Source organism: Bordetella genomosp. 5, from assembly GCF_002261315.1.
Taxonomy (GTDB): domain Bacteria; phylum Pseudomonadota; class Gammaproteobacteria; order Burkholderiales; family Burkholderiaceae_B; genus Bordetella.
In genome coordinates, this window is record NZ_NEVP01000010.1 from 198,239 (window position 1) to 222,714 (window position 24,476).

Consider the following 24,476-nt stretch of genomic DNA (forward strand, 5'->3'; position numbering starts at 1 on the left):
CGAGGGGCGACACGAGTCGGCAAATAAAAAAGGATGCCTCCGGGCATCCTTTTTTATTGGCTCGACCCGAGCGTCACTTGGGCGTCGGGAACGCCTCGCGCAGCGCGAATGTCGCCTGCTTGAAGATGCCGAGGTCGGTGCCCACCGCCACGAAATGGATGCCCATGTCGATGTAGCGGCGCGCATCCGCCTCGACCGGCGCCAGGATGCCGACCGCCTTGCCGGCGGCGCTCACGCGCTCGTAGAGGTGGCGGATCGTTGCCTGCACCTCGGGATGGCCGGGATTGCCGAGATGCCCCAGGCCCGCGGCCAGATCCGACGGGCCGATGAAGACGCCGTCCACGCCCTCGACCGCCGCGATCTGATCGACGGCCTCGACGCCCGGCCGGCTCTCGATCTGCAGCAGCACGCAGATGTTGTCGTTGACCGTGTTCAGGTAGTCGGGCACCGTGCCATAGCGGTTGCTGCGCTGCAGGCCGGCCACGCCGCGCATGCCTTGCGGCGGATAGCGCGTGGCGGCAACGGCACGGCGCGCGTCGTCTTCGGACTCGATGAACGGAATCAGCAGGTTGTAGAAGCCGATATCGAGCAGACGCTTGATCTCGACGGGATCATTCCAGGTGGGCCGCCCGACCGGCGCGCTGCCGCTGCCCTGCAGCGCCTGCAGCTGCTGCAGGAACATGGGCACCTCGTTGGGCGAATGCTCTCCATCGAGCAGCAGCCAGTCGAACTCGGCCAGGCCGGCGAGCTCCGCGGTGATGTGGCTCGACATGCACATCCAGAAGCCGATGACCCGCTCGCGCGCGAGAATGCGCTGGCGAAAGCGATTGGGGAAAGGTGAAGTCATAGTGTTGCGGTTCTCCGACTACTTGGCGCGCGCCACCCATGGCGCGCGCCTCATCATGACACGGGCGGACGCCCGGCCTCAATCCATGCGGGCGCCCGACGCGCGCGCGGCCTTGCCCCACTTGTCGATCTCGGCGCTCACGAACTGCGAGAAGGCCTGGGGGTCATTGCCCACCACCACGAAGCCAACGGCTTCGAGCTTGCTCTTGAGTTCGGGTTGCGCCAGCGCCTTCACGGTGGCCTTGTGCAGACGGTCGACGACCGGTGCGGGCGTGCCCTTGGGCGCCGACAGCCCGAACCACGATTCCGCCGCAAAGCCGGGATAGCCCGATTCGGCGATGGTGGGGACATCGGGATAGGCGGGATTGCGCTTGGCGCTGGCCACGGCCAGCGCCAAGCGCAATCCCGCCTGCACTTGCGGCAGCAGGTTGTCCTGGTTCAAGAACAGGACGTTCACGCGTCCGCCGATCGTGTCGGTGATCGCGGCGGCGCCGCCCTTGTACGGCACATGCACCAGGTCGATGCCGGCCGCCTGCTTGAGCATTTCCATTGCCAGGTGGCCGGAAGAGCCATTGGCCGAGCTCGCATGGGTGTACTTGCCCGGGTTTTCCTTGGCGAGCTTGATGAAGTCCGCAAAGGTCTTGGCGGGGAAATCATTGTTGGCCACCAGCACGTTGGGCCCGGTCGCCAACAGCGAAATATGCACGAAGTCGCTGTCCTGGTACGGCATGCTCTGATAGAGCGCGTAGCTGATCGCATTGGAACCCACGCCCGAGAGCAGCAGCGTGTAGCCGTCGGGCGCGGACTTGGCCACGGCATCCGAGCCGATGTTGCCATTCGCACCGCCGCGGTTCTCGACAATGACGGTCTGCCCCAGATCCTTGCCCAGCTCCGCGGCCAGCAGGCGGCCGACGGCGTCGGTGCTGCCTCCGGGCGGGAACGGCACGATGAGGCGCACCGGCTTGTCCGGATAGGCGCCCTGGGCCTGGGCGGCGGCGGGCACGACCCAGCTCCCGATCGAGAGCGCGACGACAGACACAAGGCTGCGCAGCAAGTTACGGCGATGTTTCATGGATGTCTCCTGTTGTGGTGGTAGACCCGGACCCCTTGCACCTACCTGTCCGGGCTGTCCTGCCGGCCTGATGCCGGCGGACGGCTGCCGCTCGATGGTTGCTTGCGTGCGCAACCACCCTGGCGGCGTTTGTGGTTCTGAACGGCGAGGCGCGTCAGCCGCGCAGCACGAACGGCGCGCCGCTGCGTTCGCAGATGGCCGCCAGGCGTTCGATCAAGGCCGGCGCCAGCGCCACGCCCGAGCGGATGCGCTCGTCGCGCGCGGCCACCTCGGGATCGCCCGGCACCAGCACCGGCTGGGCCGCATTGGCGGGCGGCGTGTCGCGCATCGTGTCGATGAGCTCGTCGAGGTCGTCTTCGAACGAGCCCGCATCGCGAAAGGCATCGGGATTGAGCGCGAGGAAAAAGTGCCCCACGTCGTCGGGATCGCCGGGTTTGCGCAGTGCCTGCTGGCGCACCGCCAGCGAGCTGCCGCCGAGCGTGCCGCCCAGCACCTGGGCCATCAGCGCGAGCCCGTAACCCTTGTGGCTGCTCATCGCGGCCGTGCCGCCCAACGGCGTGAGGCCGCCCTCCGCCCGCTTGAAGATGAAGTGCATGGCCTGCGCCGAATCCGTGATCGGCGTGCCCTGCCCGTCCACGGCCCAGCCCGACGGCAGCGTCTTGCCGTGATAGTCGTACACCTTGACCTTGTTGGCCGCGACCGTGGTCGTGGCCATGTCGAGCACCAGCGGTTCGTTTTGGGCCGCCGGCGCCGCGAAGGCGATCGGATTGGTGCCCAGCATGGGCATGGCGCCGTGCGTGGGCACCAGGATCAGCGTGGTGGCGCTGCTGGTCACCAGACCCACCAGCCCGCGCTCGACGGCCATGCGGGCATACACGCCGGCCGCGCCGAAGTGATGCGAGTTGCGCACCGCCACGGCACCCACGCCATGTTCGAGGGCTTTGTCGCAGGCCAGGCGCATCGCCTGCGCGCTCACGGGGTGGCCCAGGCCTCCCATGCCATCGATCAGTGCGCTCGACCCGCCCTCGCGCACGATGCGCGGCCGGGCATCCAGGCGCAGCGTGCCCGCGGCACGCTTGTCTTCATAGGCCGGCAGCATGGAGATGCCATGCGAATCGACGCCCAGCAGATCGGTCTGCGCCATGAGTTCGGCGGTGATGGCCGCCAGGTCGGCAGGCATGCCCCACGCGCGCAGGATCACATCGATCTGCTCGCGGATCTGCGCGAACGAAACCCTTCCCGGCGCCAGAGACGCCGTCGTCATATTTTGCTTGCCGCTGTCCTGCACGTTGTCTCCCTGGGGTCTGATGCCCCGATGTCTGGTACGTGTTGCGGCCGGCACGCCGCAGCTAGTCGCGCTCCCGGTCGACCAGGCGGTGCCGCGCCTGACCCAGGTGAAACTGCATCGCGACGCGCGCGCGCTCGCCATCCTGCTCGCGGATGGCCGACAGGATCGCGGCGTGTTCGTCGGCGACGCGCTGCGCGCGCTGGCGCGAACCGGTCCGGGTCAGGCTCAGGCTCAGTCGCATGAAGCCGCTGATGGCCTCATGGATGTTCTCGAGCACGCCCCAATAAAAATCGTTGCCGCTCGCGTCGGCAATGCTGGCATGAAAAGCCAGATCGGCTTCGGCCGACACCTGGCCCTGCTCCAGCGCGGCGACGAAGGCGCGATGCGCGGCCGCGATGCGCTCGAGCTGCTCGTCGTTACGGCGCAGCGCGGCGAGCCGCGCCGCATCGCCTTCGAGCGCCACCCGGACCTCCTGGGCGCGCAGATAGGCACCGACGTTCTGGACGTCAGGGAAGGTTTTGAGGCGCGGCGCCGGTTGATGGCTCACGAAGGTGCCCAGGCCCTGATGCGCGGTCACGAGCCCATCGGCGCGCAGGCGCAACAGCGCTTCGCGCACCACCGGGCGGGACACGCCGAACTGATCGCAGATCTCGTGTTCGGACGGCAGCTTGTCGCCGACATTGAGCCGGCCGGACGCGATGCTTTCGAAGATCTTGCCATAGAGCTGATCGGCCAGGCGCACGCGCTGGCCGCGCTCCAGCGGCGCGGCCTCGGCCACCATCACGGGCTCGGCTTGCTTCTCGGACGAGGTCTTACGGGGCACGCGGACTCCTGTACATCTGAACGGCGAACGCTATCGTAGCCTCCGCCGCGCACCTGCGCTTGAATGCAACGCGTGGAGAGCGGCGCGCGGCGAGCGGCGCGCGGCGAGCGGCGCGCCGCTAGCGGCCAGCCGCCCTCAGGCGGGCACCGCCTCGCGGTCCCAGGCGTAGAGCGCACGCGCCACCGGCTCGACGCGCTTCTTTTCATCGGCCGACAGATTGCTCAACAACGGCAGCATCGGACCCATGTCGGCCACGCCGGCCAACGTCACCGCGTCGTGCAGCACGCGCAGCGGGCTGATCTCGTCGCGGCAATCTTCCAGCGCCATGTACTGCTCGCGCAGCGCGTCGGCCTCGTCGAAACGGCTTTTATGCAGCAGCTGCAGGATGCGCATCGAGCCGCGCGGCGCCAGGCACACCGAGCCCGAGGTGAAGCTCTTCAGACCGAAATGACGGTAGTGCTCGACCGCCGGACGCTCGCCGATACCGCTCACGATCCAGCGCGATTCCACCTCGGCCAGCAAGGCCGTGAGATAGGGATCGCGCGAAGGATCTTCGCGCACGACGGCGTACTTGAGCGCAACGATGCGCCCTTCTTCAATCAGCTTCGCCACCGTGTCCGGACGCAGATAATCCGCCGCCTTGATGTAGACCACCGCCGGCTTGCCCAGGGCATCGGAGAAGCGCCGCACGCCGTCGGCCAGGCCCGCATCCGTGTACGGGAACGACATCGGCAACAGCATGGCGGTCGGAAATGCGCGGCTGCGCAGGATCGCGGCCTGATCGATCAGCTTGCCGTAGTCGGGACCGGCCGAGGGCAGCACCCAGGTATCCGGGCCGGCCGCTTCCGCCAGAAAATCGACGATGCGCACGTACTCGCTCACGGCAACGTTGTAGAAATTCGCATTGCCGCCGTACATCACATTGCGCACCCCGCCCGCCTCGAGATGGCCGAGCAGCTTGCGGTTGGCCTCTTCGTTGAGCGTAAGGTCCGCGTGGCGCGCCAGCGGCGGCACGGCAATCACGGAACGCTGCAGGTCGGCGGGGGTGACCGGGGTGGTTTTCATGAGCCTGAATCCTCGTATCGGACGGCGCACGGCGGCGCGAAAGTGGCGGCCAGTATGCGGAAAAAACACTTGATTGACAAGTTTGCGCTGCCTACCTATATTTGTTTTACAAGCAGGCCGATTCACCCCGACGGGCGTCCACGCTCGCGGGGCACACCACACGATGCGCCGGCACAGCACAGGCGCACATCCGGAGACAAGATCGATGCACCTGACACTGCGCCGAGGCGCGCTCGCGCTCGCCACCTGTTTCGCCGCACTGGCCACCCCGGCAGCCCATGCCGATCCCGCCGCCAACTATCCCGACCGTGATGTCCGCATCCTCGTGCCCTTCCCGGCCGGCGGCACCGCCGACATCGCCGCGCGCACCGTGGCCGCCGAACTCGGCAAGCGCTGGAACCGCGCGGTGGTCGTCGACAACAAGGCCGGCGCCGGCGGCAACGTCGGCACCGCCGAGGCCGCACGCGCCAAGGGCGACGGCTACACGCTGTTGATGGGCACCGTCAGCACGCACGCCATCAACCAATCCGTCTACCGCGAACTGCCCTACGATCCGGTCAAGGATTTCGAGCCGGTCACGCTCGTCATTCCGGTGCCGAACGTGCTGGAGCTCAACCCGGCCTTCGCCAAACGCCACAACATCAACACCGTGGCGGACCTGATCAAATATCTGAAGGCCAACCCCGACAAGGTCAACATGGCCTCGACGGGCAACGGCACGTCCACCCATCTGTCGGGCGAGCTGTTCCAGACCATGACCGGCACGCGCATGACGCACGTGCCCTACAAGGGCAGCAGCCCCGCGCTGACCGACGTGATGGCCGGTTCGGCCGATCTCATCTTCGACAATCTTCCCTCCTCGATGGGCTTCATCAAGGGCAGCAAGCTCAAGCCGCTGGCCGTGACCACCGCGACCCGATCGCCCGCCCTGCCCGACGTGCCGACGCTCGCCGAGGCCGGCGTGCCCGGCTACGAGGCCTCGAGCTGGTTCGGCCTGCTCGCGCCCGCCGGCACCCCGCCCGCCATCGTCGCCAAGGTGCAGCGCGACGTGGCCGAGGTGCTGCAGCTCGAACAGGTGCGCGCGCAACTACTGGCCCAGGGCGCCGTTCCTTCCGGCATCAGCCCCGCGCAATTCAAGACCTTCATGGCGGACGAGACCAAGAAATGGGCAGCCGTCGTGCAGAAATCCGGCGCCAAGGTGGACTGAGGCCCGCGCCTCGGTCACCGGGCAACCGGCATAAACGCCCGCTGCCGATGCGCGCGGCAACGGGCATCACAACACCATACGCGCGCCAGGAGACACCGTGAAACGCTTCCACTTTGCCGCCGCGAGCCTCACGCTCGCCACTCTGGCCTGCGCCCCCTTCGCGCACGCCGCCGACGATGCCAAGTCCTGGCCCAACAAGCCGGTCACCATGATCGTGCCGTTCGTGCCGGGCGGATCCTCCGACATCACCGCGCGCTCGGTCACGCCGGGCCTGTCGAAGATCCTGGGCCAGACCTTCGTGGTCGAGAACAAGCCCGGGGCCAATAGTTCGATCGGCGCGCAGCAGCTCGCGCGCTCCACGCCCGACGGCTACACCATGATGGTGGGATCGATCGGCACGTTCTCGATCAACGAGGCCCTGTACGCGAACCTCGCCTACAACCCCAGCAAGGACTTCATCTACCTGACGCAGGCCGTGCGCAATCCCAACGTGCTGGTGGCGCCGCCCTCGTTCCCGGCCAACACGGTCGCCGAACTGGTCGAATACGCGAAGAAAAACCCCGGCAAGGTTTCGTACGCCTCGTCGGGCACCGGCTCCTCGGATCACCTGTCGGCCGTGATGTTCCGCCAGCGCACCGACACCACGGGCGTGGACGTGCCGTACCGCGGCGGCGGCGCGGCGATCGCCGATCTGATGGGCGCGCAGGTCAACGTGTCGTTCCAGAACCTCGGCGCGGTGCAGACGCACATCAAGGGCGGCAAACTCAAGGCGCTGGCCATCACCGGTGCCGAGCGCGTGAAGGACCTGCCCGACGTGCCCACGCTCGCGGAGGCTGGTGTGAAGGACATGGTGGTGTATTCCTGGCAGGGCTTCGCCGTGCCCAAGGGCACGCCCGCCCCCATCGTGAGCAAGCTGTCCGATGCGCTCATCAAGACGCTGCACGACGAACAGGTCGCCAAGACGCTGGCCGGCCTGGGCTTCGAGGTCGTGGCCAACACCCCGAAGGAGTTCGCCGCGTTTCAGCAACAAGAGGTCAAGCGCTGGAAGGACGTGATCGAAAAGGGCAACATCAAGCTCGAATGATGCAAGCCGCATGAGGGATGCCGATGCCCGCACCGGCATCCCTCGCGGTCGCTCGACCCCAGCCGCACCCGCCGCGCGCCCCTCCCGGCCGCGCCCTCTTCCCGCCGTGCGCTATGCCAGCGCCACGCGATCAAGTAGCATTTTCGTTTTGCCACCCCCAGATTCGATTCCCATGACTACCAAGCAACGCATCATCCAGGTCGGCTCGTATGCCGGATCTCCCAGCGCCAATGCCCGTCTGGCCGAAAGCTATGACGTCTTCGAGCTCTGGAAGCACGAAGACCGCAAGGCGGCGCTGGCCGAGCACGGCAAGGGCGTGACCGCGCTGGTGACCTCGGCCACCTTCGGCTGCAGCGCCGAGTTGATGGATGCACTGCCCGACCTGAAGGCGATCTGCAGCTGGGGCGTGGGCTATGAAACCATCGACGTCGCCGCCGCCAAGGCGCGTGGCATCCTCGTCAGCAACACGCCCGACGTGCTCACCGACTGCGTGGCCGACCTCGCCTGGGGCCTGCTCATCGCCGCCGCCCGCCGCATCGGCCAGGGCGAGCGCTTCGTGCGCGCCGGCCAGTGGGGCCAGGTGCACGGCAACATCCCGCTCGGCATGCGCGTGAGCGGCAAGAAGCTCGGTATCGTGGGCCTGGGCCGCATCGGCGACGCGATCGCCCGCCGCGGTCTGGGCTTCGACATGGAAGTGCGTTATCACAACCGCCGCCAGCGCGACGACGTCGACTACGGCTACGAGGCCAATCTGGTCGATCTCGCACGCTGGGCCGATTTCCTGATCGTGGCCACCGTCGGCGGTCCGCAAACCCGTCATCTGGTGGGCCGCGAGGTGCTCGAAGCCCTCGGCCCCAAGGGCATCGTCGTCAACATCGCGCGCGGCCCGGTCATCGACGAGACCGCCCTGGTCGAGGCCCTGACCAGCGGCAAACTCGGCTTCGCCGCGCTGGATGTGTTCGAACACGAGCCCAAGGTGCCGGAAGCCCTGCGCACGGGCGACCAGGCCGTGGTCCTGCCGCACATCGGCAGCGCCACCTACGAGACCCGCATGGGCATGGAAGACCTGATGCTCGCCAACCTGAAGTCGTACTTCGAAACCGGCACGGTGGTCACGCCGGCCGAATAACGCGGGCCGACCGCCGCGCGCCCGCGTGCCGGGCCGGCGGACGCCCCTCGCAGGAAGGCAAAAGCCGCCGGGAGTCACGCTCCCCGGCGGCTTTTTTTCGTGGGCGCGGCGCACAAGGCGGCGCGCCGTCCGGGCGGGACGGTCACGGCCGCCCGCGGGATCAGATTTCCCGTTCTTCGGTCTTGAGCTGGTTGTCGCGCGCGAAATCGACCACAAACTTGTAGGCGAGCGGTTCGAGCTCGCGCAGACGCAGATCGACCACGATGCCGCGCACGCCGTCGATCACGACGGGCAGCACATAAGGCGAGTAGGTCAGGTGATTGCCGGCGCTGCCGGGCGGACGGAACTGGGCCATCACGCCGGCGAGGCGTTCTGCCCAGTCACTGGGACGAAAGCGTGAGCCACTCTCGGTCACACCATGAATAACGAATTGTTTGACGCGATTTGCCATGGATTCTTCACTGCGGGCTGCGCGCGCGGACGCCGGATCGGCCGCGTCTCAAACATGCGACCCGCGCCGCGAATTGTATATGATTGATCCTTTGCCCTCCTGTCAGGCAGGTGCCGACAGGGGACGGAAGGTCCCGACCCGCCCCCCGCCACCGGGGCATATCCGTGGAGATGATCGCGATGTCTACCCCTCTGGCCAATATCTATTCACGCCTTCCCGTGTCGTTCACGCATGGCAAGGGCGTGTGGCTGTGGGACCCGCAAGGCCGCAAGTATCTCGATGCCCTGGCGGGCATCGGCGTATCGTGCCTCGGTCACGACCATCCCGGTCTGGTGCAGGCGATCACGCAGCAGGCCGCGCGCGTGATCCACACGTCCAACATCTACGAAGTCCCGCAGCAGACGCAGCTCGCGGCGCGCCTGAACGCGCTGTCGGGCATGGAAGAAGTCGCCTTCAACAACAGCGGCTCCGAGGCCAACGAGGCGGCCATCAAGCTGGCCCGCTACTACGGCTATAAAAACGGCAATACGCACGCCCACATCATCACGATGGACTCGTCGTGGCACGGCCGCACGCTCGGCACGCTGGCCGCCACCGGCAGCGAAAAGGCCCGCAAGGGTTTCGAGCCGCTGCCCACGGGCTTCATCCAGGTGCCCTACAACAACCTCGCCGCCGTGCGCGAGGCCGGCGACCGCGAACCGCGCGTCACCGCCGTGCTGCTCGAGGTGCTCCAGGGCGAAGGCGGCATCCGCCCCTCCGACACCGAATACCTGCGGTCCCTGCGCGCGCTCTGCACCGAGCGCGGCTGGCTGATGATGATCGACGAAGTCCAGTCCGGCATCGGCCGCACCGGCAAGTGGTTCGCCCATCAGTGGGCCGGCATCGAGCCCGACGTCATCACGCTGGCCAAGGGCCTGGCGGGTGGCGTGCCCATCGGCGCCATGCTGGCGCGCGGCCCCGCGGCGGGCGTCTTCACGCCCGGCAGCCACGGCACGACCTTCGGCGGAGGCCCGCTCGCGTGCGCCGCCGGCCTGGCCGTGCTCGACGCCATCGAAAAAGAAGGGCTGCTCGACAATGCCGAACGCATCGGCGAGTACCTGAAACAAGCCCTGGCCAGTGCGCTGGCGGGGCTGCCCGGCGTGACCGAGGTGCGCGGCCGCGGCCTCATGCTGGGCATCGAGCTGGCCCGGCCCTGCGGCATCCTGGCGCTGCGCGCCATGGAAGCGGGCCTGCTCATCAACGTGACGCGCGACAAGGTCATCCGACTGCTGCCGCCGCTCATCCTCACGCAAGACGAGGCCGACCAGATCGTCGGTATCCTCGTGCCTCTCATCAAACAGTTCCTGGCCGAACAAGCATAATCAACGGCGGGCGGCGCCACGCGCCCCAGCCCGCACAAACGACCTGTGACATCGAACATGACTTCTCCCTCGAATCAGAACGGCCCGCTGCGGCACTTCCTGCAGTTCAAAGATCTTTCCGCCGCCGAAATCGGCTACGTGCTCGAACGCGCCCGCATCATCAAGTCCAAGTTCAAGCGCTACGAACCCCACATGCCGCTGCACGACCGCACGCTGGCGATGGTGTTCGAGAAAGCCAGCACCCGCACCCGCGTGTCGTTCGAGGCCGGCATGTACCAGATGGGCGGTTCGGTCATCAACCTGACCTCCAATGATTCGCAGCTGGGCCGCTCCGAGCCCATCGAGGACACCGCGCGCGTGATCTCGCGCATGGTCGACATCGTCATGATCCGCACGTTCGAGCAGACCCGCATCGAACGCTTCGCCTCGCACTCGCGCGTGCCGGTGATCAACGGCCTGACCAACGAGTTCCATCCCTGCCAGATCCTGGCCGACCTGTTCACCTACATCGAGCACCGCGGCCCGATCGCGGGCAAGGTGGTGGCATGGGTGGGCGATGCCAACAACATGTCGTACACCTGGCTGCAGGCGGCCGAGCTGCTGGGCTTCACGCTGCATGTGTCCACGCCGGCCGGTTATCAGCTCGACCCGGCCCGCATCGGCACGCCGCCCCCGTCCGTCCTCAAGCAGTTCAAGGATCCGATGGAAGCCTGCCAGGGCGCGCACCTGGTCACGACCGACGTCTGGACCAGCATGGGCTACGAAGCCGAAAACGAAGAGCGTCGCAGCGCCTTCGCCGACTGGTGCGTGGATGCCGAGATGATGGCCGTGGCCGATCCGCAGGCCGTGTTCATGCATTGCCTGCCCGCCCACCGCGGCGAAGAGGTCACCGGTGAGGTCATCGACGGCCCGCAAAGCGTCGTCTGGGACGAGGCCGAGAACCGCATGCACGCCCAGAAGGCGCTGATGGAGTTTCTGCTGCTCGGCCAGTTGCCCTGAGACCGCGTATCCGTCCCCCCCGGGGCCGCGCCGCGGCGAGGCCCGCCTCAAACGCGCTAAAATAGCCCGTTGATTTCAATCTCGCGCCGCCTGCGGGCGGCGCGCGTCGTGCGGCACGTCGCCGTCAGTCCTGTTGGCGCTCTCGATCACACAATGACTACCATTCTCCCGAACCTTCCCACCGGCCAGAAGGTCGGCATCGCCTTTTCCGGCGGCCTGGACACCAGCGCGGCCCTGCTGTGGATGCGCGAAAAGGGTGCGATTCCCTACGCCTACACGGCCAATCTCGGCCAGCCCGACGAGCCCGACTACGACGACATCCCCCGCCGCGCCACCCAGTACGGCGCCGAGAAGGCCCGCCTGGTCGACTGCCGCGCGCAGCTCGTCGCCGAAGGCATCGCCGCCCTGCAGAGCGGCGCGTTCCACATCACGACCGCCGGCATCACCTACTTCAACACGACCCCCATCGGTCGCGCCGTGACCGGCACCATGCTGGTCGCCGCCATGAAGGAAGACGGCGTCAACATCTGGGGCGACGGCAGCACGTTCAAGGGCAACGACATCGAGCGCTTCTACCGCTACGGTCTGCTCACCAACCCCGACCTCAAGATCTATAAGCCCTGGCTCGACCAGCAGTTCATCGACGAGCTCGGCGGCCGCGCCGAGATGTCCGAGTACATGCAGAAGGCCGGTTTCGACTACAAGATGTCGGCCGAGAAAGCCTACTCCACCGACTCGAACATGCTGGGCGCCACCCACGAAGCCAAGGATCTCGAGCAGCTGAGCTCGGGCATCAAGATCGTCAAGCCCATCATGGGCGTGGCCTTCTGGCGCGATGACGTGGTCGTCAAGGCCGAAGAAGTCACCGTGCGCTTCGAAGCCGGCCAACCGGTCGCGCTCAATGGCGTCGAATACGCCGACCCGGTCGAGCTGATGCTCGAAGCCAATCGCATCGGCGGCCGCCATGGCCTGGGCATGAGCGATCAGATCGAAAACCGCATCATCGAGGCCAAGAGCCGCGGCATCTACGAGGCCCCGGGCCTGGCGCTGCTGTTCATCGCCTACGAGCGTCTGGTCACCGGCATCCACAACGAAGACACCATCGAGCAGTACCGCGAAAACGGCCGCAAGCTCGGCCGACTGCTGTACCAGGGCCGCTGGTTCGACCCGCAAGCCATCATGCTGCGCGAGACCGCCCAGCGCTGGGTCGCCCGCGCCATCACCGGCGAGGTCACGGTCGAACTGCGCCGCGGCAACGACTACTCGATCCTGAACACCGTGTCGCCCAACCTGACGTACGCGCCCGAGCGTCTCTCGATGGAGAAGGTGGAAAACGCCCCCTTCACCCCGGCGGACCGCATCGGCCAGCTGACCATGCGCAACCTCGACATCGTCGATACGCGCGAGAAGCTCTTCACCTACGTGCAGACTGGCCTGCTGGCACCGTCCAGCGGCGCGTCGCTGCCGCAGCTGAAAGACACCGGCAACTAGTAAGTCCTTGCCGCGTCAGCAAAAACCGGATCTCGCGATCCGGTTTTTTTTTCGCCGGCGATCTGACGGCATCGCGCGCGGGTACCTGGCCGGGTCCGCCCTCCGGGTCGATGGAACCACCGATCTGGCCCTCTAAAAATCGACGGTACTTTTCATACAAAACATTAAAGACCGGCGCCCAAGCTGACGTTAAGGGTGCGCGGCCCTCCCTTCTCTATTCCGGGTCGCGCTTACTGGACCCGACATGCCCCGCTTAACCCTGCGTCAAAAACTCTGGATTCCCCTGGCCATGGCCTGGATCGGCCTGCTGGCTGTCACGGTCTTCAACGCCTTTCAGGCGCGTTCGCTGCAACTCGCCGAACGCCGCCAGGATCTGTCGAATCTGGCCGAAGCCGCCCACAGCCTCATCGTGGATTCGATGAAGCTGGGCGAACAAGGCAAGCTCACGCCCGAGCAGGCTCGCAAGCAGGCCATCGAGCGCGTGGGCGCACTGCGCTACGGCAGCGACGGCTATGTCACGCTGACCGACGCGCAGTCCAACATCGTGATGCACCCGATCAACGCGAGCCTGAACGGCAAGAACATGTCGAGCTTCCGCGATGCCAAGGGCGGCGACCTCTACGGTGAGATCGCGCGCGCTGGCGCAAGCTCGAGCGGCAACGGCTATCTCGAATACTGGTGGCCGCGCCCCGGCGCCAAGGAAGCCAGCCCCAAGCTCGGCTACGTGATGCGCTACAAGCCCGCGTCCTGGGACATCATCGTGGGCACGTACATGGACGACATCCAGGAAGCCTTCATGAGCGCGCTGATGAAGTCGATCGGCCTCCTGGCCGGTCTGGGCCTGCTGATGTCGTGGGTCGCCGCGCTCGTCGTGCGCAGCATCCAGCGCTCGGTGGGCGGCGAGCCCGACGTGGCCGCCCAGGTGGCCGGTCGCATCGCGGCGGGCGACTTGAGCACGCGCGTCACGCTGCGTCCCGGCGACGACCAGAGCGTGATGGCGGCCATTGCGCACATGCGCGATCGCCTGGCCGAGACCGTGGGCAAGATCCAGATCGCGGCAGGCTCGATCGACGCGGCCGCGCGTGAGATCTCCGCCGGCAATACCGACCTCTCCTCGCGCACCGAAGAGCAGGCCGCATCGCTCGAACAAACTGCCTCGAGCATGGAAGAGCTGACTTCCACGGTGCGTCAGAACGCCGACAACGCACGCGAAGCCAGTGAGCTGGCCTCGCAGGCCTCCAACGTGGCGGCTCAGGGCGGCCAGGTCGTCAACCAGGTGGTCGACAAGATGCGTGGCATCACCGCCAGCTCGCGCAAGATCGGCGACATCATCGGCGTGATCGACGGCATCGCCTTCCAGACCAACATCCTGGCGCTGAACGCCGCGGTCGAGGCCGCGCGCGCCGGCGAGCAGGGCCGCGGCTTCGCGGTCGTGGCGGGCGAGGTGCGCAGCCTGGCGCAGCGTAGCGCCAGCGCCGCCCGCGAGATCAAGGACCTCATCGGCGAATCCGTCGGCCAGGTCGAAACCGGCTCGGCGCTGGTGGAACAGGCGGGCGCCACCATCGAGGAAGTCGTGCAGGCGGTGCACCGCGTCACCACCATCATGGGCGAGATCGCGACGGCCTCCTCCGAACAGACGCGCGGCCTCGAAGAGGTGAACCGCGCGGTTTCGCAGATGGACGACGTCACGCAGCAGAACGCCGCACTGGTCGAGGAAGCCGCCGCCGCGGCCGGCTCACTGGAAGACCAGGCGCAGCAACTGCAGCGCGCCGTCGCCATCTTCCGTCTCGAGCAGGCCCCGGTCGCCACCGCCCTGCCCGCCCACGCGGCCCGGCTGAGCTGGGAGCCGCAGGGCGCCTGAGCGGTTCGACGCGCACGGCAAAAAAGAGAGGCGGTCCGCACTCAGGCGGACCGCCTCTTTTCATTGATGGCCGGATCGGTTCAGAGCTCGACCTGCATGCCCATTTCGACCACGCGGTTGGGCGGAATCTTGAAGAACTTGGTGCTGCGCGTGGAATTGCGCGCAAGGAAAGAAAACACCGCGCGGCGCCAGCCCGAGAGGGCCGGACGGCGCGCCGCCACGACGGTCTGGCGCGACAGGTAGAACGAGGTGCGCATCGGCTCGAGATCGATTTCCGGATAGGCCTCGGTCACCAGGCGCAGGGCCTCCGGGACATCGGGATCTTCCTTGAAGCCGTAATGGATCACCACGGTCCAGCTCGAGGCACTGATCTTCTCCACCACGAAGCGTTCGTGCGCGGCGATGTAGGGCACGTCGGCGACCTTGATGGTCAGAAAGATGACGTGCTCGTGCAGCACCTTGTTGTGCTTGAGGTTGTGCAACAGGGCCGGCGGCACGTGATCCGGATTCATGGTCATGAAGATGGCCGTGCCATGCACGCGGGCGGGCGGATAGGCTTCGAGCTGTTCCATGAACGACACGAGAGGCTGACGATCGCGCGCCTGCATCTCGGCCAGCAGATGACGGCCACGGCGCCACGTCATCATCAACGTGAATACGACGATGCCCACGACCAGCGGCAACCAGCCGCCCTCATGGATCTTGAAGATATTGGCGCTGAACAACAGGATATCCACCACCAGCAGCACGCCCAGCGCCACCAGCCACAGCACGCGCTTGGCGCCGCTGCTGCCGCGCGGCAGCACCGCGAACGCAAGCACCGAGGTGGCGAGCATGGTGCCGGTCACGGCGAAGCCATAGGCGGCCGCCAGGCTTTCGGAGTCCTGGAACAGCACCACCAGCACCAGCACGGCGCACAGGAGCAGCGCGTTGACCTGCGGCAGGTAGATCTGACCTTTCTCGATGGCCGAGGTATGCAGGATCTGCATCCGCGGCCAGAAGCCGAGCTGCACGGCCTGGCGCGTGACGGAATATGCGCCCGAGATCACGGCCTGCGAGGCCACCACGGTCGCGATCGTGGCAAGCACCACGAGCGGCACCAGCCCCCACTCGGGCGCCATCAGGAAGAACGGATTGCGAATCGCCGTGGGGTCGCGCAACAGCAGCGCGCCCTGGCCAAAATAGCAAAGCGTGAGCGCCGGCAGGACCGCGGCGAACCAGGCACGCCGGATCGCCGGCCGCCCGAAATGCCCCATGTCCGCGTACAGCGCCTCGGCGCCCGTGAGCGCGAGCACCACGGCGCCCAGCAGCAGAAAACTCATCATGGGCAGCTCGACGATGAAGCGCAGGCCCCAGATCGGATTGAGCGCCGCCAGCACCTGGGGCGCCTGCCAGATCTGCCATCCGCCCAGCACCGCCAGCGTCAGGAACCACACGCCCATGACGGGCCCGAACAGCTTGCCCATGGCGCCGGTGCCGCGCGACTGGATCACGAACAGCGCGATCAGCACGATGAGGGCCAGCGGCACGATCCAGGGGTCGAGCGTGTGGGACACGATCCCGATGCCCTCGAGCGCGGACAGCACCGAGATGGCGGGCGTGATCATGCTGTCGCCGTAAAACAGCGCCGCGCCGAAGATACCCAGCACGACGAGCAGCCAGCGCGCCTTGCCGGTGCGGCCGCGTACCGCCAGCTCGAGGAGCGCGAGCGTGCCGCCCTCGCCGCGGTTATCGGCGCGCAGCACGAGCATCACGTACTTGAACGACACCACCAGCATCAGCAGCCAGAACAGGATCGACAGCACACCCAGGATGTGGGCCGGCTCGAGGTCGGCGAAGCCGGTGAGACAGGCGCGCAGGGTGTAGAGCGGGCTGGTGCCGATATCACCGTACACGACGCCGAGCGCGCCGAGCATCAGCGCGGCCTGCCGCGAAGGAACGTGCGCAGGCACGCCGGCCCCGGGCGTGACGCTGGAAGAGGTCTGGCTCATAGCAGTCGTTCTTGACGCGAGAGTTGAGTGCCCTTGCGCGGGCCGGGAAACACAACGGACAGGCGGGTGCCCGAAAACTCGGGGCGGCTTACCAACTTCCACCACGCGCCATGCGCATGGGCGATTTCTCGCACGATGGCCAGGCCCAGACCGGAGCCGTCGGCGGTGGCGCTGGGCGAACGGTAGAACGCCTCGAAGACGCGTTCGCGCTCGTCCGGCCGGATGCCGGGGCCGTCGTCTTCGACGGTCAGGGCCGGCGGGTTCTCACCGACGGTCAGGACGATGCGTCCGGCCGGCTGGCCGTAACGCAGCGCGTTGTCGATCAGATTGCCCAGCAGCTCGTCGAGCAGCAAGGGATCGCCATCGATCCAGACGGGATGCTCGGGCGCCGCGAGGTCGATCTCGACCTGCGACAAGCGCGCGTGCGGAATCCATTCGGCGCCGCTGGCGCGCACCCATTCGCAGAGGTCGAGCCGCACGAAGCGGTCTTGCGGACGGGCATTGGGATCGGCCTTCGCGAGCACCAGCAACTGCTGGCCCAGGCGAATCATGCGGTCGCTCACGGCCTTGATGCGTTCGGCCCGGGCGCGCACGTCGTCGGGCAGCGGGCGGGCCAGCATGAGCTCCGATTCGAGCCGCAGGCCGCTCAGCGGCGTGCGCAATTGATGCGCCGCATGGCCGATGAAACGCCGCTGGGCCGCGAGCGATGCATCGAGGCGCAGCAGCAGATCATTGATGTGGGTGACGAGCGGCGCGATCTCGGCGGGCAAGCCGTTGACCGCCATGGCCTGCATGTCATCGATCGAACGCAGGCGGATCTCTTCGGCCAGATGATTGACCGAGGCCAAGCCTGAGCGCACGCCCTGAATGACGACCCAGGCGAACAGCGCCACCAGCAGCACCTGCCCGACGACCATCAGCCAGAAGAAGTCTTCCAGCATCCAGACCGACATGTCGATCTTGTGGGTAATGACCCAGGTCGCGGCGAGATCCAGCAGGACGAGCAGCAGAATGGGCGGCATGAGCCGCACGACGAGATGCCGCGCGAGCGAGCCGCGCGGCAATCTGAAGCCGCTATGCATGGATGGCGGGGGCAGCGGAGTCTGCGTATCCGGCATGGGAATGTAAGGCGGTCAGGGTTGCGTGAGCATGGAGCCTGGTCCGCCGGAGGGCATCACGCCGGTTCGACGTCCAGCATGTAGCCAAAGCCACGCACCGTCTGGATGCTGGCGCCGGTGCCTTCGAGGCGCTTGCGCAGACGATAGACATAGACTTCGACGGCATTTTCGCTGAAGTCGGCGTCCCAGGCGGACAGGGAATTGACGATCTGGCGCTTGGTGACGACGCGGCCCACGCGGGCCATCAGCATCTCGAGCACGGACAGCTCGCGCACCGACAGCGCCAGGCGATGCCCATTGGCGCGGACTTCGCGGCCGACCGTGTCGAAGACCAGCGGACCGACTTCGATCAGCGGCTGCGCCTGACCCGTGCGACGGCGGCCGAGGGCGCGCACGCGGGCGGCGAGCTCGGGCAGGTCGAACGGCTTGGTGACGTAGTCGTCGGCGCCGGCGTCCAGGCCGGCCACACGGTCGTCGAGACCATCGCGGGCGGTGAGGATCAGGACCGGGACCTGGTTGTTTTCCTGGCGTACCTGACGCAGCACCTCGAGGCCGCTCAGGCCAGGGAGGTTCAGGTCCAGCAGCAGCAGGTCGTAGGGCTGCCCCGCCAGTGCGCCCTGGACTTTGTCACCTTCGGTGAGCCAGTCGACGGCATAGCCCTGGTCGGACAGGAATTCCTGGAGCGCGTGGCCCAGGGTGGTGTCATCTTCGATTACGAGAACTCGCATGCTGCGATTCTAGCGCGAACCGGGGCCGGACACTCAACTGTCTGAGATTGTCCGGCCACCGGATGGCCGAGCGGGTCAGCGGGCCGGGGCGGGGGCGCCCGCCGCGGGTGCGCCCGCCGCGGGAGCGGCCGGTGCGCCGGCAGCGGGTGCGCCTGCCGCCGGTGCGCCGGCCGCCGGTGCGCCTGCCTCGCCAGGGGCGGTCGCGCCCGGCTGCGTGATGAAGCCGATGCGCGTCATGCCGCTGCGGCGAGCCGAGGCCATGACCTTGGCCAGGGTTTCGTAGCGCGTGTTTTGGTCCGCGCGGATACGGATCTCGGGCTGGGGCTTGTCCTGGGCGAGCGCACGGAACCGATTGGGCAGGTCGTCGAGCAGGACCGGCTTTTCATCCCAGAAAAGCGCGCCCGACGCATCGATCGCCAGATCCACCGTCTTGGGATCTTCCTGCACCTGTTCGGCGCTCACCTGCGGGATGTTGATCTTGATCGAGTGCGCGAGCAGCGGCGCGGTGATGATGAAGATCACCAGCAGCACCAGCATGACGTCGATCAACGGCACCATGTTGATCTCCGACACGGTGTGGCCGCCAGAGCCCTTATTGTCGAAGCTGCCGAAGGCCATTACTCGCTCCCACGCGCGCCGGGTTGCGTACCCTGACGACGCAGCGCACGGACCTTGCCATCGGACACGGCGACTTGCTGGCCGGTCGTGAGGAAGGCGAACAGGTCATGGGCGAATGCGTCGAGGCGCGACAGGAACACGCGGTTGTTGCGCACGAACGCGTTGTACGCCAGCACCGCCGGGATGGCCACGGCCAGACCCAGACCGGTCATGATGAGCGCTTCGCCCACCGGACCCGCGATGCGGTTGATGGTCACGCCATCCGACAGGCCGATGCCGACCAGTGCGTGATACACGCCCCACACCGTGCCGAACAGGCCGACGAACGGTGCCGTCGAGCCGACCGAGGCCAGGATCGTCAGGCCGTTTTCGAGCTTGGCGGTTTCTTCGTCCATCACCTTGCGCATGGTGCGGGTCACGAATTCGCCGTTGCTGCCGGCCTCTTCGAGCTTGGTCGCACCGTACTTGGCGTGGTGGGTCTGGGCATGGATCGCGTGGCTGGCCAGATGAGAGAACGGATCGCGCGCGCCGTGCGTGGCGATTTCGTTCTGCACCTGCTCGAGCGAGCCGGACGACCAGAACTTGTTCAGGAAGTCGGCCGAGCGCTTGCGCATGGACAGGTTCGAGAACGCCTTGACGACGATCAGGTACCAGGTGACCAGCGACATGATGATCAGGATGATGAAGAGCGTCTTGCCGACGAAGTCGCTCTGCGCGATGAAGTGCATGAACCCCATGTCGGGGGCCGGCGGCGCTGCCGGCGGCAATGCGGCGGCAGCCGCGGGCGCGGCCGACGATGCGGCGGTATTGAGCGTATCGGCGGCCTGCTGCACGGTGCCGGGCGCGGTGGCGCCCGCGGCCGGTGCGGTGGCGCCCGGCGTAGCGACGCCCGACGTGGCGGCGCCCTGCCCAGCCGGCGCGGTGGTGCCCGCCTGAGCCATCATGAAGATGGCGTTCTGGATCGCGTTGAACATCTTATTTCCTCAGTACGAAATCGAATGGGAGTTTTGCCTTGGCCGGGAGGGCCACGCCGTTACGCATCAACGGCTTGAATCGGGCCTTGCGGGCAGCGGACAGCGCGGACTCATCGAGACGCGAATAACCGGACGACGAGTCGATGGACGCCTTGTCCACCGTACCCTGCGTGTTGATCTCGACCAGCACCACCACACGGCCCTCTTCCCTCAGGCGTTGGGACGACATCGGGTACGTCGGCGCGGGGCGCGCACCCACGTACTCCACCTGCGACAGCATGATGGCCTCGTCGGGCGGCGGGCCCTGACGTGGCGCCTGCGTGACCTGCGCGCCTTCGGGCGCGCCGGTGGGCGGCGTGGGCGGGGTCTCGGGCTTCGGCTCCTGCTTGATCTCAGGCTTGGGCTGCGGTTTGGGTTGCGGCTTGGGCTTGGGCTTGGGTTTGGGCTTCGGCTTGGGCGCGGGCTCCGGCGGTTTCTCGATCACCGGGGGAGGCTCCGGCTCCGGTTCCGGCTCGGGCTCGATCTCGGGCTCGGGTTCCGGCTCGATCTCGGGTTCCGGCGGCGGCGGAGGCGGCTCTTCGACCGGGGGTTGGGGGGGCTCGGGCGTGGGTTCGGCCTTGGCGACCTGAGGCGTGGGCGCCTCGATCACACTGACCATCACCGCCTCGGGTTCGAGCAACACAGGGGGGCTGTCGGGGGTGGCGAAGAAAATAGCGCCAACCACCGCGGCGTGAGCCGCTACGACGAGTGTGCCGGCCCCTGCGCGCAATGCGAAAGTCACCTGCGAAGTATTCCGACCGCTTTGAACGCTAGGCATGAATCAGCCAAAATCATTGATCAATGCCGCACCGCAACACCCTCGGGGCGCGCTACGACCGTAAACACGGCACGATATATCAAATGCGAATGATTCGCAAGTTAGTTTAATAAATTGATCGTACCGCAGCGCGTCGCCGCGCGGCAAACGCGGTCTACCCGGCGCGCGGGCCGGGGCTCGAGTTCGACCAGATGCCGCTCGTCCCAGGTTTTGACAGTGCACGCGCGTCCGCCCTGCCCGCACACGGTTTGTTCAGCGATCCGGGCACGGCGCAGCGCAAACCGCGATGAAGCGCATGGGCGAAGACGAACACGACGAAGCAAAGCGTGGCGCACGGCGTTGCGTGGCAAGCGAAGGACGAGCAACGAAAACTTGAGAGCGCCCGAACGGGCGAATGACGCACGGCGAACAAGCAGAACCCAACACGCGCGGATCACGTGGGATCGTGCGAGGGTAATACGGAGGGAGCTTGGAGATGGGTCGCGGAACCGGGACTGTGCAGTCGGGCTCGGACGCGGAGAATTTGAAACCGGGAGATTGGTGGGTGCTACAGGGGTCGAACCTGTGACCTACGCCTTGTAAGGGCGCCGCTCTACCAACTGAGCTAAGCACCCCGGGATCAAACGCGGCCCGCAGTATAGCGGACCGCATTGAAGTCGGCAAATGACGCGGATGATCTGATCGATCTGCGTCGAGCCGACGGGCACGTCATTAGTTGACGGCGTCCTTCAGGGCCTTGCCCGGACGGAACTTGGGCACCTTGGCCTTCTTGATCTTGATGGTTTCGCCGGTGCGCGGATTGCGGCCCGTGCGGGCGGCGCGCGACGAGACGGCGAAGGTGCCGAAGCCCACCAGGGTCACCGTGTTGCCCTTCTTCAGGGTCGTTTTGACGCCACCGATCAGGGCGTCAAGCGCGCGGCCGGCGGCGGCCTTCGAGATATCAGCCTTGCTGGCGATGTGATCGATGAGTTCGGTTTTGTTCATTCAGGTTTACCCCTCACAAGGTATGGCTTTCGCGGCCTTGGCGCAAAAGCTCGCGACGGCGACTGCGCAGGCCGGAGATAGAACGGACGGTGTGGAAGAAATAGTTCTTGCGCTGCAAAGCACAACTTTTTAACTGCTGCGTCGCAGTTCTCAGGGTGCCGTGAAGGGTGCCCGGATAGCTGCGACGCAGAGTGATATTAAGCCTCGCGCGTCTGCGGCTGTCAAGGGAAAACCCAGCGGGAAGCCGCGCCAATACTAGCTTTTAGAGCTTTGCGCAATAAACAAAAACGCCTAGCAAACACTCGCGCACACTTTGATGCAAGGTCCAATCTCAAGCAGAAAACGTGCGTGAGCGCCACGCTCGCAGCGCACACAAAAACCTCGAGCGCGCATGACACTGGACGTGACGAGCGCCGCATGAAGCGGCGCTCGAGATGGTGCAATGCGCGCGGCGAAGCGAGGCGGATCAGGCCATCGCGCCGTTGAGCGCCTGGTCGAAATCGTGCAGCAGATCGGCTTCGTCTTCGATACCGACCGACACGCGGATCAGGCTGTCGGCGATGCCCATCTGCGCGCGCCGTTCGGCGCCCATCTCGTAATAGATGGTGTGCGCGGCGGGCAACGCGAGGCTGCGCGTGTCGCCGAGATGAGTGGCGTTGAGCACGATGTTCAGCCGGTTGAGGAAGTCGAAGCAATCGATGCCGTCGGCCAGCTCCACGCCAAGCAGGCCGCCGAAACGGCCTTTGAAGAGCTGCTTGGCGCGTGCATGCTGCGGATGGCTTTCGAGACCCGGATAGTGCACGCGCGCCACGCCGGCATGCGAGGCCAGCAGGCGCGCGAGCGCCAGGGCATTGCTGCTGTGGCGATCCATGCGCAGCGCGAGGGTTTCGGCGCCGATCGCGATGCGGTGAGCCGGCTCCGCCGCCAGCGTGCCGCCCATGTCGCGCAGACCCTTCTTCTTGATCTGCGTCAGGCCCCAGCCGGTGGACGGACCCTTTTTGTAGGCGTCGTAGATGTTGGCGTAATCCTGCCAGTCGAACAGTCCCGTGTCGGTGACGGAGCCGCCCAACGCGTGGCCGTGACCCGCGATGTATTTGGAGAGCGAGTTCATCACCAGCGACGCGCCCACATCGCGACCCTGGAACAACCAGGGCGAGGTCAGCGTGTTGTCGACCACGTACACGAGGCCGCGCTCGCGGCACAGCTCGCCCATGCCGGCGAGATCGGCCACTTGGGTGCCGGGATTGGCGATGGTTTCGGTGAACACCATGCGCGTGTTGGGACGGATCGCGGCACGCACCTGCTCGATATCCGTCGCGTCGACCGACGTGATCTCGACGCCGAGCTCGGTCAACGTGCCCAGCAGGCTGTTGGTATTGCCGAACACGAACTGACTCGACACCAGATGATCGCCACGGCGCAGCAGCGTCGTGAAGATCGCGGCCAGCGCCGCCATCCCGGTCGCAAAGCTCACCGTGCCCTTGCCGTTTTCCATGCGCGAGATCTTGGCCTCGAGCGCCGTGGTGGTGGGCGTGCCCTGGCGGGCGTACGTGAAACCCGCCTTGCCCTGGAACACCGCGGCGAGCTCATTCGCATCGGCGTAGGCGAACTCCGACGACGGGTGCATGGGCTTGTGCACGGCGCCATGCTCGACGCCTTGATCGCGGTCGGAATGAAGAATCGTGGTGGTAAAGCCGTTCTGATGCATGATGATCTGGACTCGGAGATGACGATCGGCAGCCGCGACGGCTGCCCGCGAAAAATCAGCCGCGGCGCTGGCGCACGGTCTCGTACAGGCAGACGGCGCTGGCGACACTGACGTTCAGGCTCTCGACCGAGCCCTGCATGGGGATGCGCACCAGCTCGTCGCAGGTCTCGCGCGTGAGGCGGCGCATGCCCTCCCCTTCGGCGCCCATGACCCAGGCCATCGATTGCTTGGCATCGACCTGATGGATGTCGTGGTCGGCCTGATCGTCCGTGCCCACGAGCCACACGCCGCGGTCTTTGAGCTCGCGCATCGTGCGCGCCAGATTGGTGACCGTGATGTACGGAACGGTGTCGGCCGCACCGCAAGCCACGCGCTGCACCGTGGCGTTCAGGCCCACCGCACGATCACGCGGCGCGATGACGGCATGCACGCCGGCCGCGTCGGCCGTGCGCAGGCAGGCGCCCAGATTGTGCGGATCGGTCACGCCGTCGAGCAGCAGCAGAAACGCGGGACCTTCGATCACGTCGAGCACTTCGTCGACATCGACTGCCAGCTGGCGCTCGTCGGCCAGCGCGACCACGCCCTGATGGCGCGTGCCGCGCGCGATGCCGTCGAGCCGCTCGGCCGATACGGGATGCACCCGGCAACCGGCCTTGTTTGCCTGCTCGATGAGGCTTTGCATGCGCTTGTCGCGGCGCGATGCCTCGACGTAGATTTCTTTGATGGACTCGGGCGCGTGACGCAGACGTGCGACGACCGCGTGAAAACCCGCCAGAACCTGGGCCGACGCCATGATCTCGACTACCTATATTGGAATGACTACAAACCCCGCCCGAGGTGGGCGGAACACGCCCGCCGGCG

22 protein-coding genes and 1 tRNA gene are annotated in these 24,476 nt (G+C 66.6%); 7 read left to right on the forward strand and 16 right to left on the reverse strand.

The features are described 5' to 3' along the window. Positions 1–73 precede the first annotated feature (73 nt). The 5 genes from garL to CAL25_RS16375 all read right to left on the reverse strand — a co-directional run bounded on the left by garL (position 74) and on the right by CAL25_RS16375 (position 5,094). On the reverse strand, positions 74–847 hold the full coding sequence (gene garL, locus CAL25_RS16355; RefSeq protein ID WP_094801922.1) for a 2-dehydro-3-deoxyglucarate aldolase: 774 nt from the start codon (positions 845–847) through the stop codon (positions 74–76). 78 nt (positions 848–925) lie between these two features. Next, positions 926–1,918: a Bug family tripartite tricarboxylate transporter substrate binding protein gene (locus CAL25_RS16360; protein ID WP_094801924.1), complete on the reverse strand. Its 993-nt coding sequence runs from the start codon at positions 1,916–1,918 to the stop codon at positions 926–928. Between the two features lie 154 nt (positions 1,919–2,072). Continuing rightward, complete coding sequence (locus CAL25_RS16365; protein WP_094802211.1) at positions 2,073–3,182, reverse strand: Ldh family oxidoreductase; 1,110 nt, start codon at positions 3,180–3,182, stop codon at positions 2,073–2,075. 85 nt (positions 3,183–3,267) lie between these two features. Then, on the reverse strand, positions 3,268–3,987 hold the full coding sequence (locus tag CAL25_RS16370) for a FadR/GntR family transcriptional regulator (RefSeq protein WP_094802213.1): 720 nt from the start codon (positions 3,985–3,987) through the stop codon (positions 3,268–3,270). 177 nt (positions 3,988–4,164) lie between these two features. After that, positions 4,165–5,094, reverse strand: coding sequence for a dihydrodipicolinate synthase family protein (locus tag CAL25_RS16375; protein ID WP_094801926.1), 930 nt, complete (start codon positions 5,092–5,094; stop codon positions 4,165–4,167). 205 nt (positions 5,095–5,299) lie between these two features. On the opposite strand from CAL25_RS16375, the gene CAL25_RS16380 reads away from it, so the two are divergent. From CAL25_RS16380 to CAL25_RS16390, 3 genes are all read left to right on the forward strand, one after another. Next, positions 5,300–6,301: a tripartite tricarboxylate transporter substrate binding protein gene (locus CAL25_RS16380; RefSeq protein WP_170948513.1), complete on the forward strand. Its 1,002-nt coding sequence runs from the start codon at positions 5,300–5,302 to the stop codon at positions 6,299–6,301. 142 nt (positions 6,302–6,443) lie between these two features. Further along, positions 6,444–7,385: a Bug family tripartite tricarboxylate transporter substrate binding protein gene (locus CAL25_RS16385; RefSeq protein WP_249279124.1), complete on the forward strand. Its 942-nt coding sequence runs from the start codon at positions 6,444–6,446 to the stop codon at positions 7,383–7,385. A 172-nt stretch (positions 7,386–7,557) separates the two neighbouring features. Continuing rightward, positions 7,558–8,514 carry a 2-hydroxyacid dehydrogenase gene (locus CAL25_RS16390; RefSeq protein WP_094801930.1) on the forward strand — a complete coding sequence of 319 codons (957 nt, stop codon included), beginning with the start codon at positions 7,558–7,560 and terminating at the stop codon, positions 8,512–8,514. A 160-nt stretch (positions 8,515–8,674) separates the two neighbouring features. Here the strand turns inward: CAL25_RS16390 and CAL25_RS16395 are convergent, their stop codons facing one another. Continuing rightward, positions 8,675–8,965: a DUF3579 domain-containing protein gene (locus CAL25_RS16395; protein ID WP_094801932.1), complete on the reverse strand. Its 291-nt coding sequence runs from the start codon at positions 8,963–8,965 to the stop codon at positions 8,675–8,677. Between the two features lie 179 nt (positions 8,966–9,144). Here CAL25_RS16395 and CAL25_RS16400 point away from each other — a divergent pair, with 179 nt between their 5' ends. The 4 genes from CAL25_RS16400 to CAL25_RS16415 all read left to right on the forward strand — a co-directional run bounded on the left by CAL25_RS16400 (position 9,145) and on the right by CAL25_RS16415 (position 14,677). Further along, positions 9,145–10,326 carry an aspartate aminotransferase family protein gene (locus tag CAL25_RS16400; RefSeq protein WP_094801933.1) on the forward strand — a complete coding sequence of 394 codons (1,182 nt, stop codon included), beginning with the start codon at positions 9,145–9,147 and terminating at the stop codon, positions 10,324–10,326. A gap of 57 nt (positions 10,327–10,383) precedes the next feature. Further along, positions 10,384–11,325 carry an ornithine carbamoyltransferase gene (gene argF / locus CAL25_RS16405; RefSeq protein WP_094801935.1) on the forward strand — a complete coding sequence of 314 codons (942 nt, stop codon included), beginning with the start codon at positions 10,384–10,386 and terminating at the stop codon, positions 11,323–11,325. 153 nt (positions 11,326–11,478) lie between these two features. Beyond that, positions 11,479–12,816: an argininosuccinate synthase gene (gene argG, locus CAL25_RS16410; protein WP_094801937.1), complete on the forward strand. Its 1,338-nt coding sequence runs from the start codon at positions 11,479–11,481 to the stop codon at positions 12,814–12,816. Positions 12,817–13,060: 244 nt separating this feature from the next. Continuing rightward, positions 13,061–14,677: a methyl-accepting chemotaxis protein gene (locus CAL25_RS16415; protein WP_094801939.1), complete on the forward strand. Its 1,617-nt coding sequence runs from the start codon at positions 13,061–13,063 to the stop codon at positions 14,675–14,677. 80 nt (positions 14,678–14,757) lie between these two features. On the opposite strand, the gene CAL25_RS16420 is transcribed toward CAL25_RS16415, so the two are convergent. The 10 genes from CAL25_RS16420 to rlmB all read right to left on the reverse strand — a co-directional run bounded on the left by CAL25_RS16420 (position 14,758) and on the right by rlmB (position 24,408). After that, entirely contained in the window at positions 14,758–16,668 is a 1,911-nt protein-coding gene (locus CAL25_RS16420; RefSeq protein WP_094801941.1) for a potassium transporter Kup, read from the reverse strand. After that, entirely contained in the window at positions 16,665–17,750 is a 1,086-nt protein-coding gene (locus CAL25_RS16425; protein WP_094801943.1) for a sensor histidine kinase, read from the reverse strand. Before CAL25_RS16425 ends, CAL25_RS16420 begins: the two co-directional genes overlap by 4 nt. Positions 17,751–17,842: 92 nt before the next feature. Then, positions 17,843–18,514 (reverse strand): response regulator transcription factor, encoded by a 672-nt coding sequence (locus tag CAL25_RS16430; protein WP_094801945.1) that lies wholly within the window; start codon positions 18,512–18,514, stop codon positions 17,843–17,845. Positions 18,515–18,589: 75 nt separating this feature from the next. After that, positions 18,590–19,132 (reverse strand): ExbD/TolR family protein, encoded by a 543-nt coding sequence (locus CAL25_RS16435; RefSeq protein WP_094801947.1) that lies wholly within the window; start codon positions 19,130–19,132, stop codon positions 18,590–18,592. Next, positions 19,132–20,106, reverse strand: a complete 975-nt coding sequence (locus CAL25_RS16440) for a MotA/TolQ/ExbB proton channel family protein (protein WP_094801949.1) — start codon at positions 20,104–20,106, stop codon at positions 19,132–19,134. The genes CAL25_RS16435 and CAL25_RS16440 overlap by 1 nt, the downstream gene beginning before the upstream one ends. A 1-nt stretch (position 20,107) precedes the next feature. Then, complete coding sequence (locus CAL25_RS16445; RefSeq protein ID WP_094801951.1) at positions 20,108–20,923, reverse strand: energy transducer TonB; 816 nt, start codon at positions 20,921–20,923, stop codon at positions 20,108–20,110. A 538-nt stretch (positions 20,924–21,461) separates the two neighbouring features. Beyond that, a tRNA-Val gene (locus CAL25_RS16450) sits at positions 21,462–21,537 on the reverse strand. A gap of 97 nt (positions 21,538–21,634) precedes the next feature. Beyond that, positions 21,635–21,907, reverse strand: coding sequence for an HU family DNA-binding protein (locus CAL25_RS16455; protein ID WP_094801953.1), 273 nt, complete (start codon positions 21,905–21,907; stop codon positions 21,635–21,637). 466 nt (positions 21,908–22,373) lie between these two features. Further along, positions 22,374–23,615 carry a cystathionine gamma-synthase family protein gene (locus tag CAL25_RS16460; RefSeq protein ID WP_094801955.1) on the reverse strand — a complete coding sequence of 414 codons (1,242 nt, stop codon included), beginning with the start codon at positions 23,613–23,615 and terminating at the stop codon, positions 22,374–22,376. Between the two features lie 55 nt (positions 23,616–23,670). After that, the gene (rlmB, locus tag CAL25_RS16465; RefSeq protein ID WP_094801956.1) at positions 23,671–24,408 is read right to left on the reverse strand and encodes a 23S rRNA (guanosine(2251)-2'-O)-methyltransferase RlmB; all 738 of its coding nucleotides are present in this window, start codon (positions 24,406–24,408) and stop codon (positions 23,671–23,673) included. Positions 24,409–24,476 lie beyond the last annotated feature (68 nt).

Excerpts from the sequence above, each read along its gene's own strand:
- argG (WP_094801937.1), top strand. The coding sequence starts at position 11,479 with ATGACTACCATTCTCCCGAACCTTCCCACCGGCCAGAAGGTCGGCATC.
- CAL25_RS16370 (WP_094802213.1), bottom strand. The coding sequence starts at position 3,987 with ATGGTGGCCGAGGCCGCGCCGCTGGAGCGCGGCCAGCGCGTGCGCCTG.
- CAL25_RS16430 (WP_094801945.1), bottom strand. The coding sequence starts at position 18,514 with ATGCGAGTTCTCGTAATCGAAGATGACACCACCCTGGGCCACGCGCTC.
- CAL25_RS16365 (WP_094802211.1), bottom strand. The coding sequence starts at position 3,182 with ATGACGACGGCGTCTCTGGCGCCGGGAAGGGTTTCGTTCGCGCAGATC.
- CAL25_RS16375 (WP_094801926.1), bottom strand. The coding sequence starts at position 5,094 with ATGAAAACCACCCCGGTCACCCCCGCCGACCTGCAGCGTTCCGTGATT.
- CAL25_RS16360 (WP_094801924.1), bottom strand. The coding sequence starts at position 1,918 with ATGAAACATCGCCGTAACTTGCTGCGCAGCCTTGTGTCTGTCGTCGCG.
- CAL25_RS16380 (WP_170948513.1), top strand. The coding sequence starts at position 5,300 with ATGCACCTGACACTGCGCCGAGGCGCGCTCGCGCTCGCCACCTGTTTC.
- CAL25_RS16440 (WP_094801949.1), bottom strand. The coding sequence starts at position 20,106 with ATGTTCAACGCGATCCAGAACGCCATCTTCATGATGGCTCAGGCGGGC.
- CAL25_RS16455 (WP_094801953.1), bottom strand. The coding sequence starts at position 21,907 with ATGAACAAAACCGAACTCATCGATCACATCGCCAGCAAGGCTGATATC.
- CAL25_RS16400 (WP_094801933.1), top strand. The coding sequence starts at position 9,145 with ATGTCTACCCCTCTGGCCAATATCTATTCACGCCTTCCCGTGTCGTTC.
- CAL25_RS16415 (WP_094801939.1), top strand. The coding sequence starts at position 13,061 with ATGCCCCGCTTAACCCTGCGTCAAAAACTCTGGATTCCCCTGGCCATG.
- CAL25_RS16435 (WP_094801947.1), bottom strand. The coding sequence starts at position 19,132 with ATGGCCTTCGGCAGCTTCGACAATAAGGGCTCTGGCGGCCACACCGTG.
- CAL25_RS16445 (WP_094801951.1), bottom strand. The coding sequence starts at position 20,923 with ATGCCTAGCGTTCAAAGCGGTCGGAATACTTCGCAGGTGACTTTCGCA.
- argF (WP_094801935.1), top strand. The coding sequence starts at position 10,384 with ATGACTTCTCCCTCGAATCAGAACGGCCCGCTGCGGCACTTCCTGCAG.
- CAL25_RS16425 (WP_094801943.1), bottom strand. The coding sequence starts at position 17,750 with ATGCATAGCGGCTTCAGATTGCCGCGCGGCTCGCTCGCGCGGCATCTC.
- CAL25_RS16420 (WP_094801941.1), bottom strand. The coding sequence starts at position 16,668 with ATGAGCCAGACCTCTTCCAGCGTCACGCCCGGGGCCGGCGTGCCTGCG.
- CAL25_RS16395 (WP_094801932.1), bottom strand. The coding sequence starts at position 8,965 with ATGGCAAATCGCGTCAAACAATTCGTTATTCATGGTGTGACCGAGAGT.
- CAL25_RS16390 (WP_094801930.1), top strand. The coding sequence starts at position 7,558 with ATGACTACCAAGCAACGCATCATCCAGGTCGGCTCGTATGCCGGATCT.
- garL (WP_094801922.1), bottom strand. The coding sequence starts at position 847 with ATGACTTCACCTTTCCCCAATCGCTTTCGCCAGCGCATTCTCGCGCGC.
- rlmB (WP_094801956.1), bottom strand. The coding sequence starts at position 24,408 with ATGGCGTCGGCCCAGGTTCTGGCGGGTTTTCACGCGGTCGTCGCACGT.
- CAL25_RS16460 (WP_094801955.1), bottom strand. The coding sequence starts at position 23,615 with ATGCATCAGAACGGCTTTACCACCACGATTCTTCATTCCGACCGCGAT.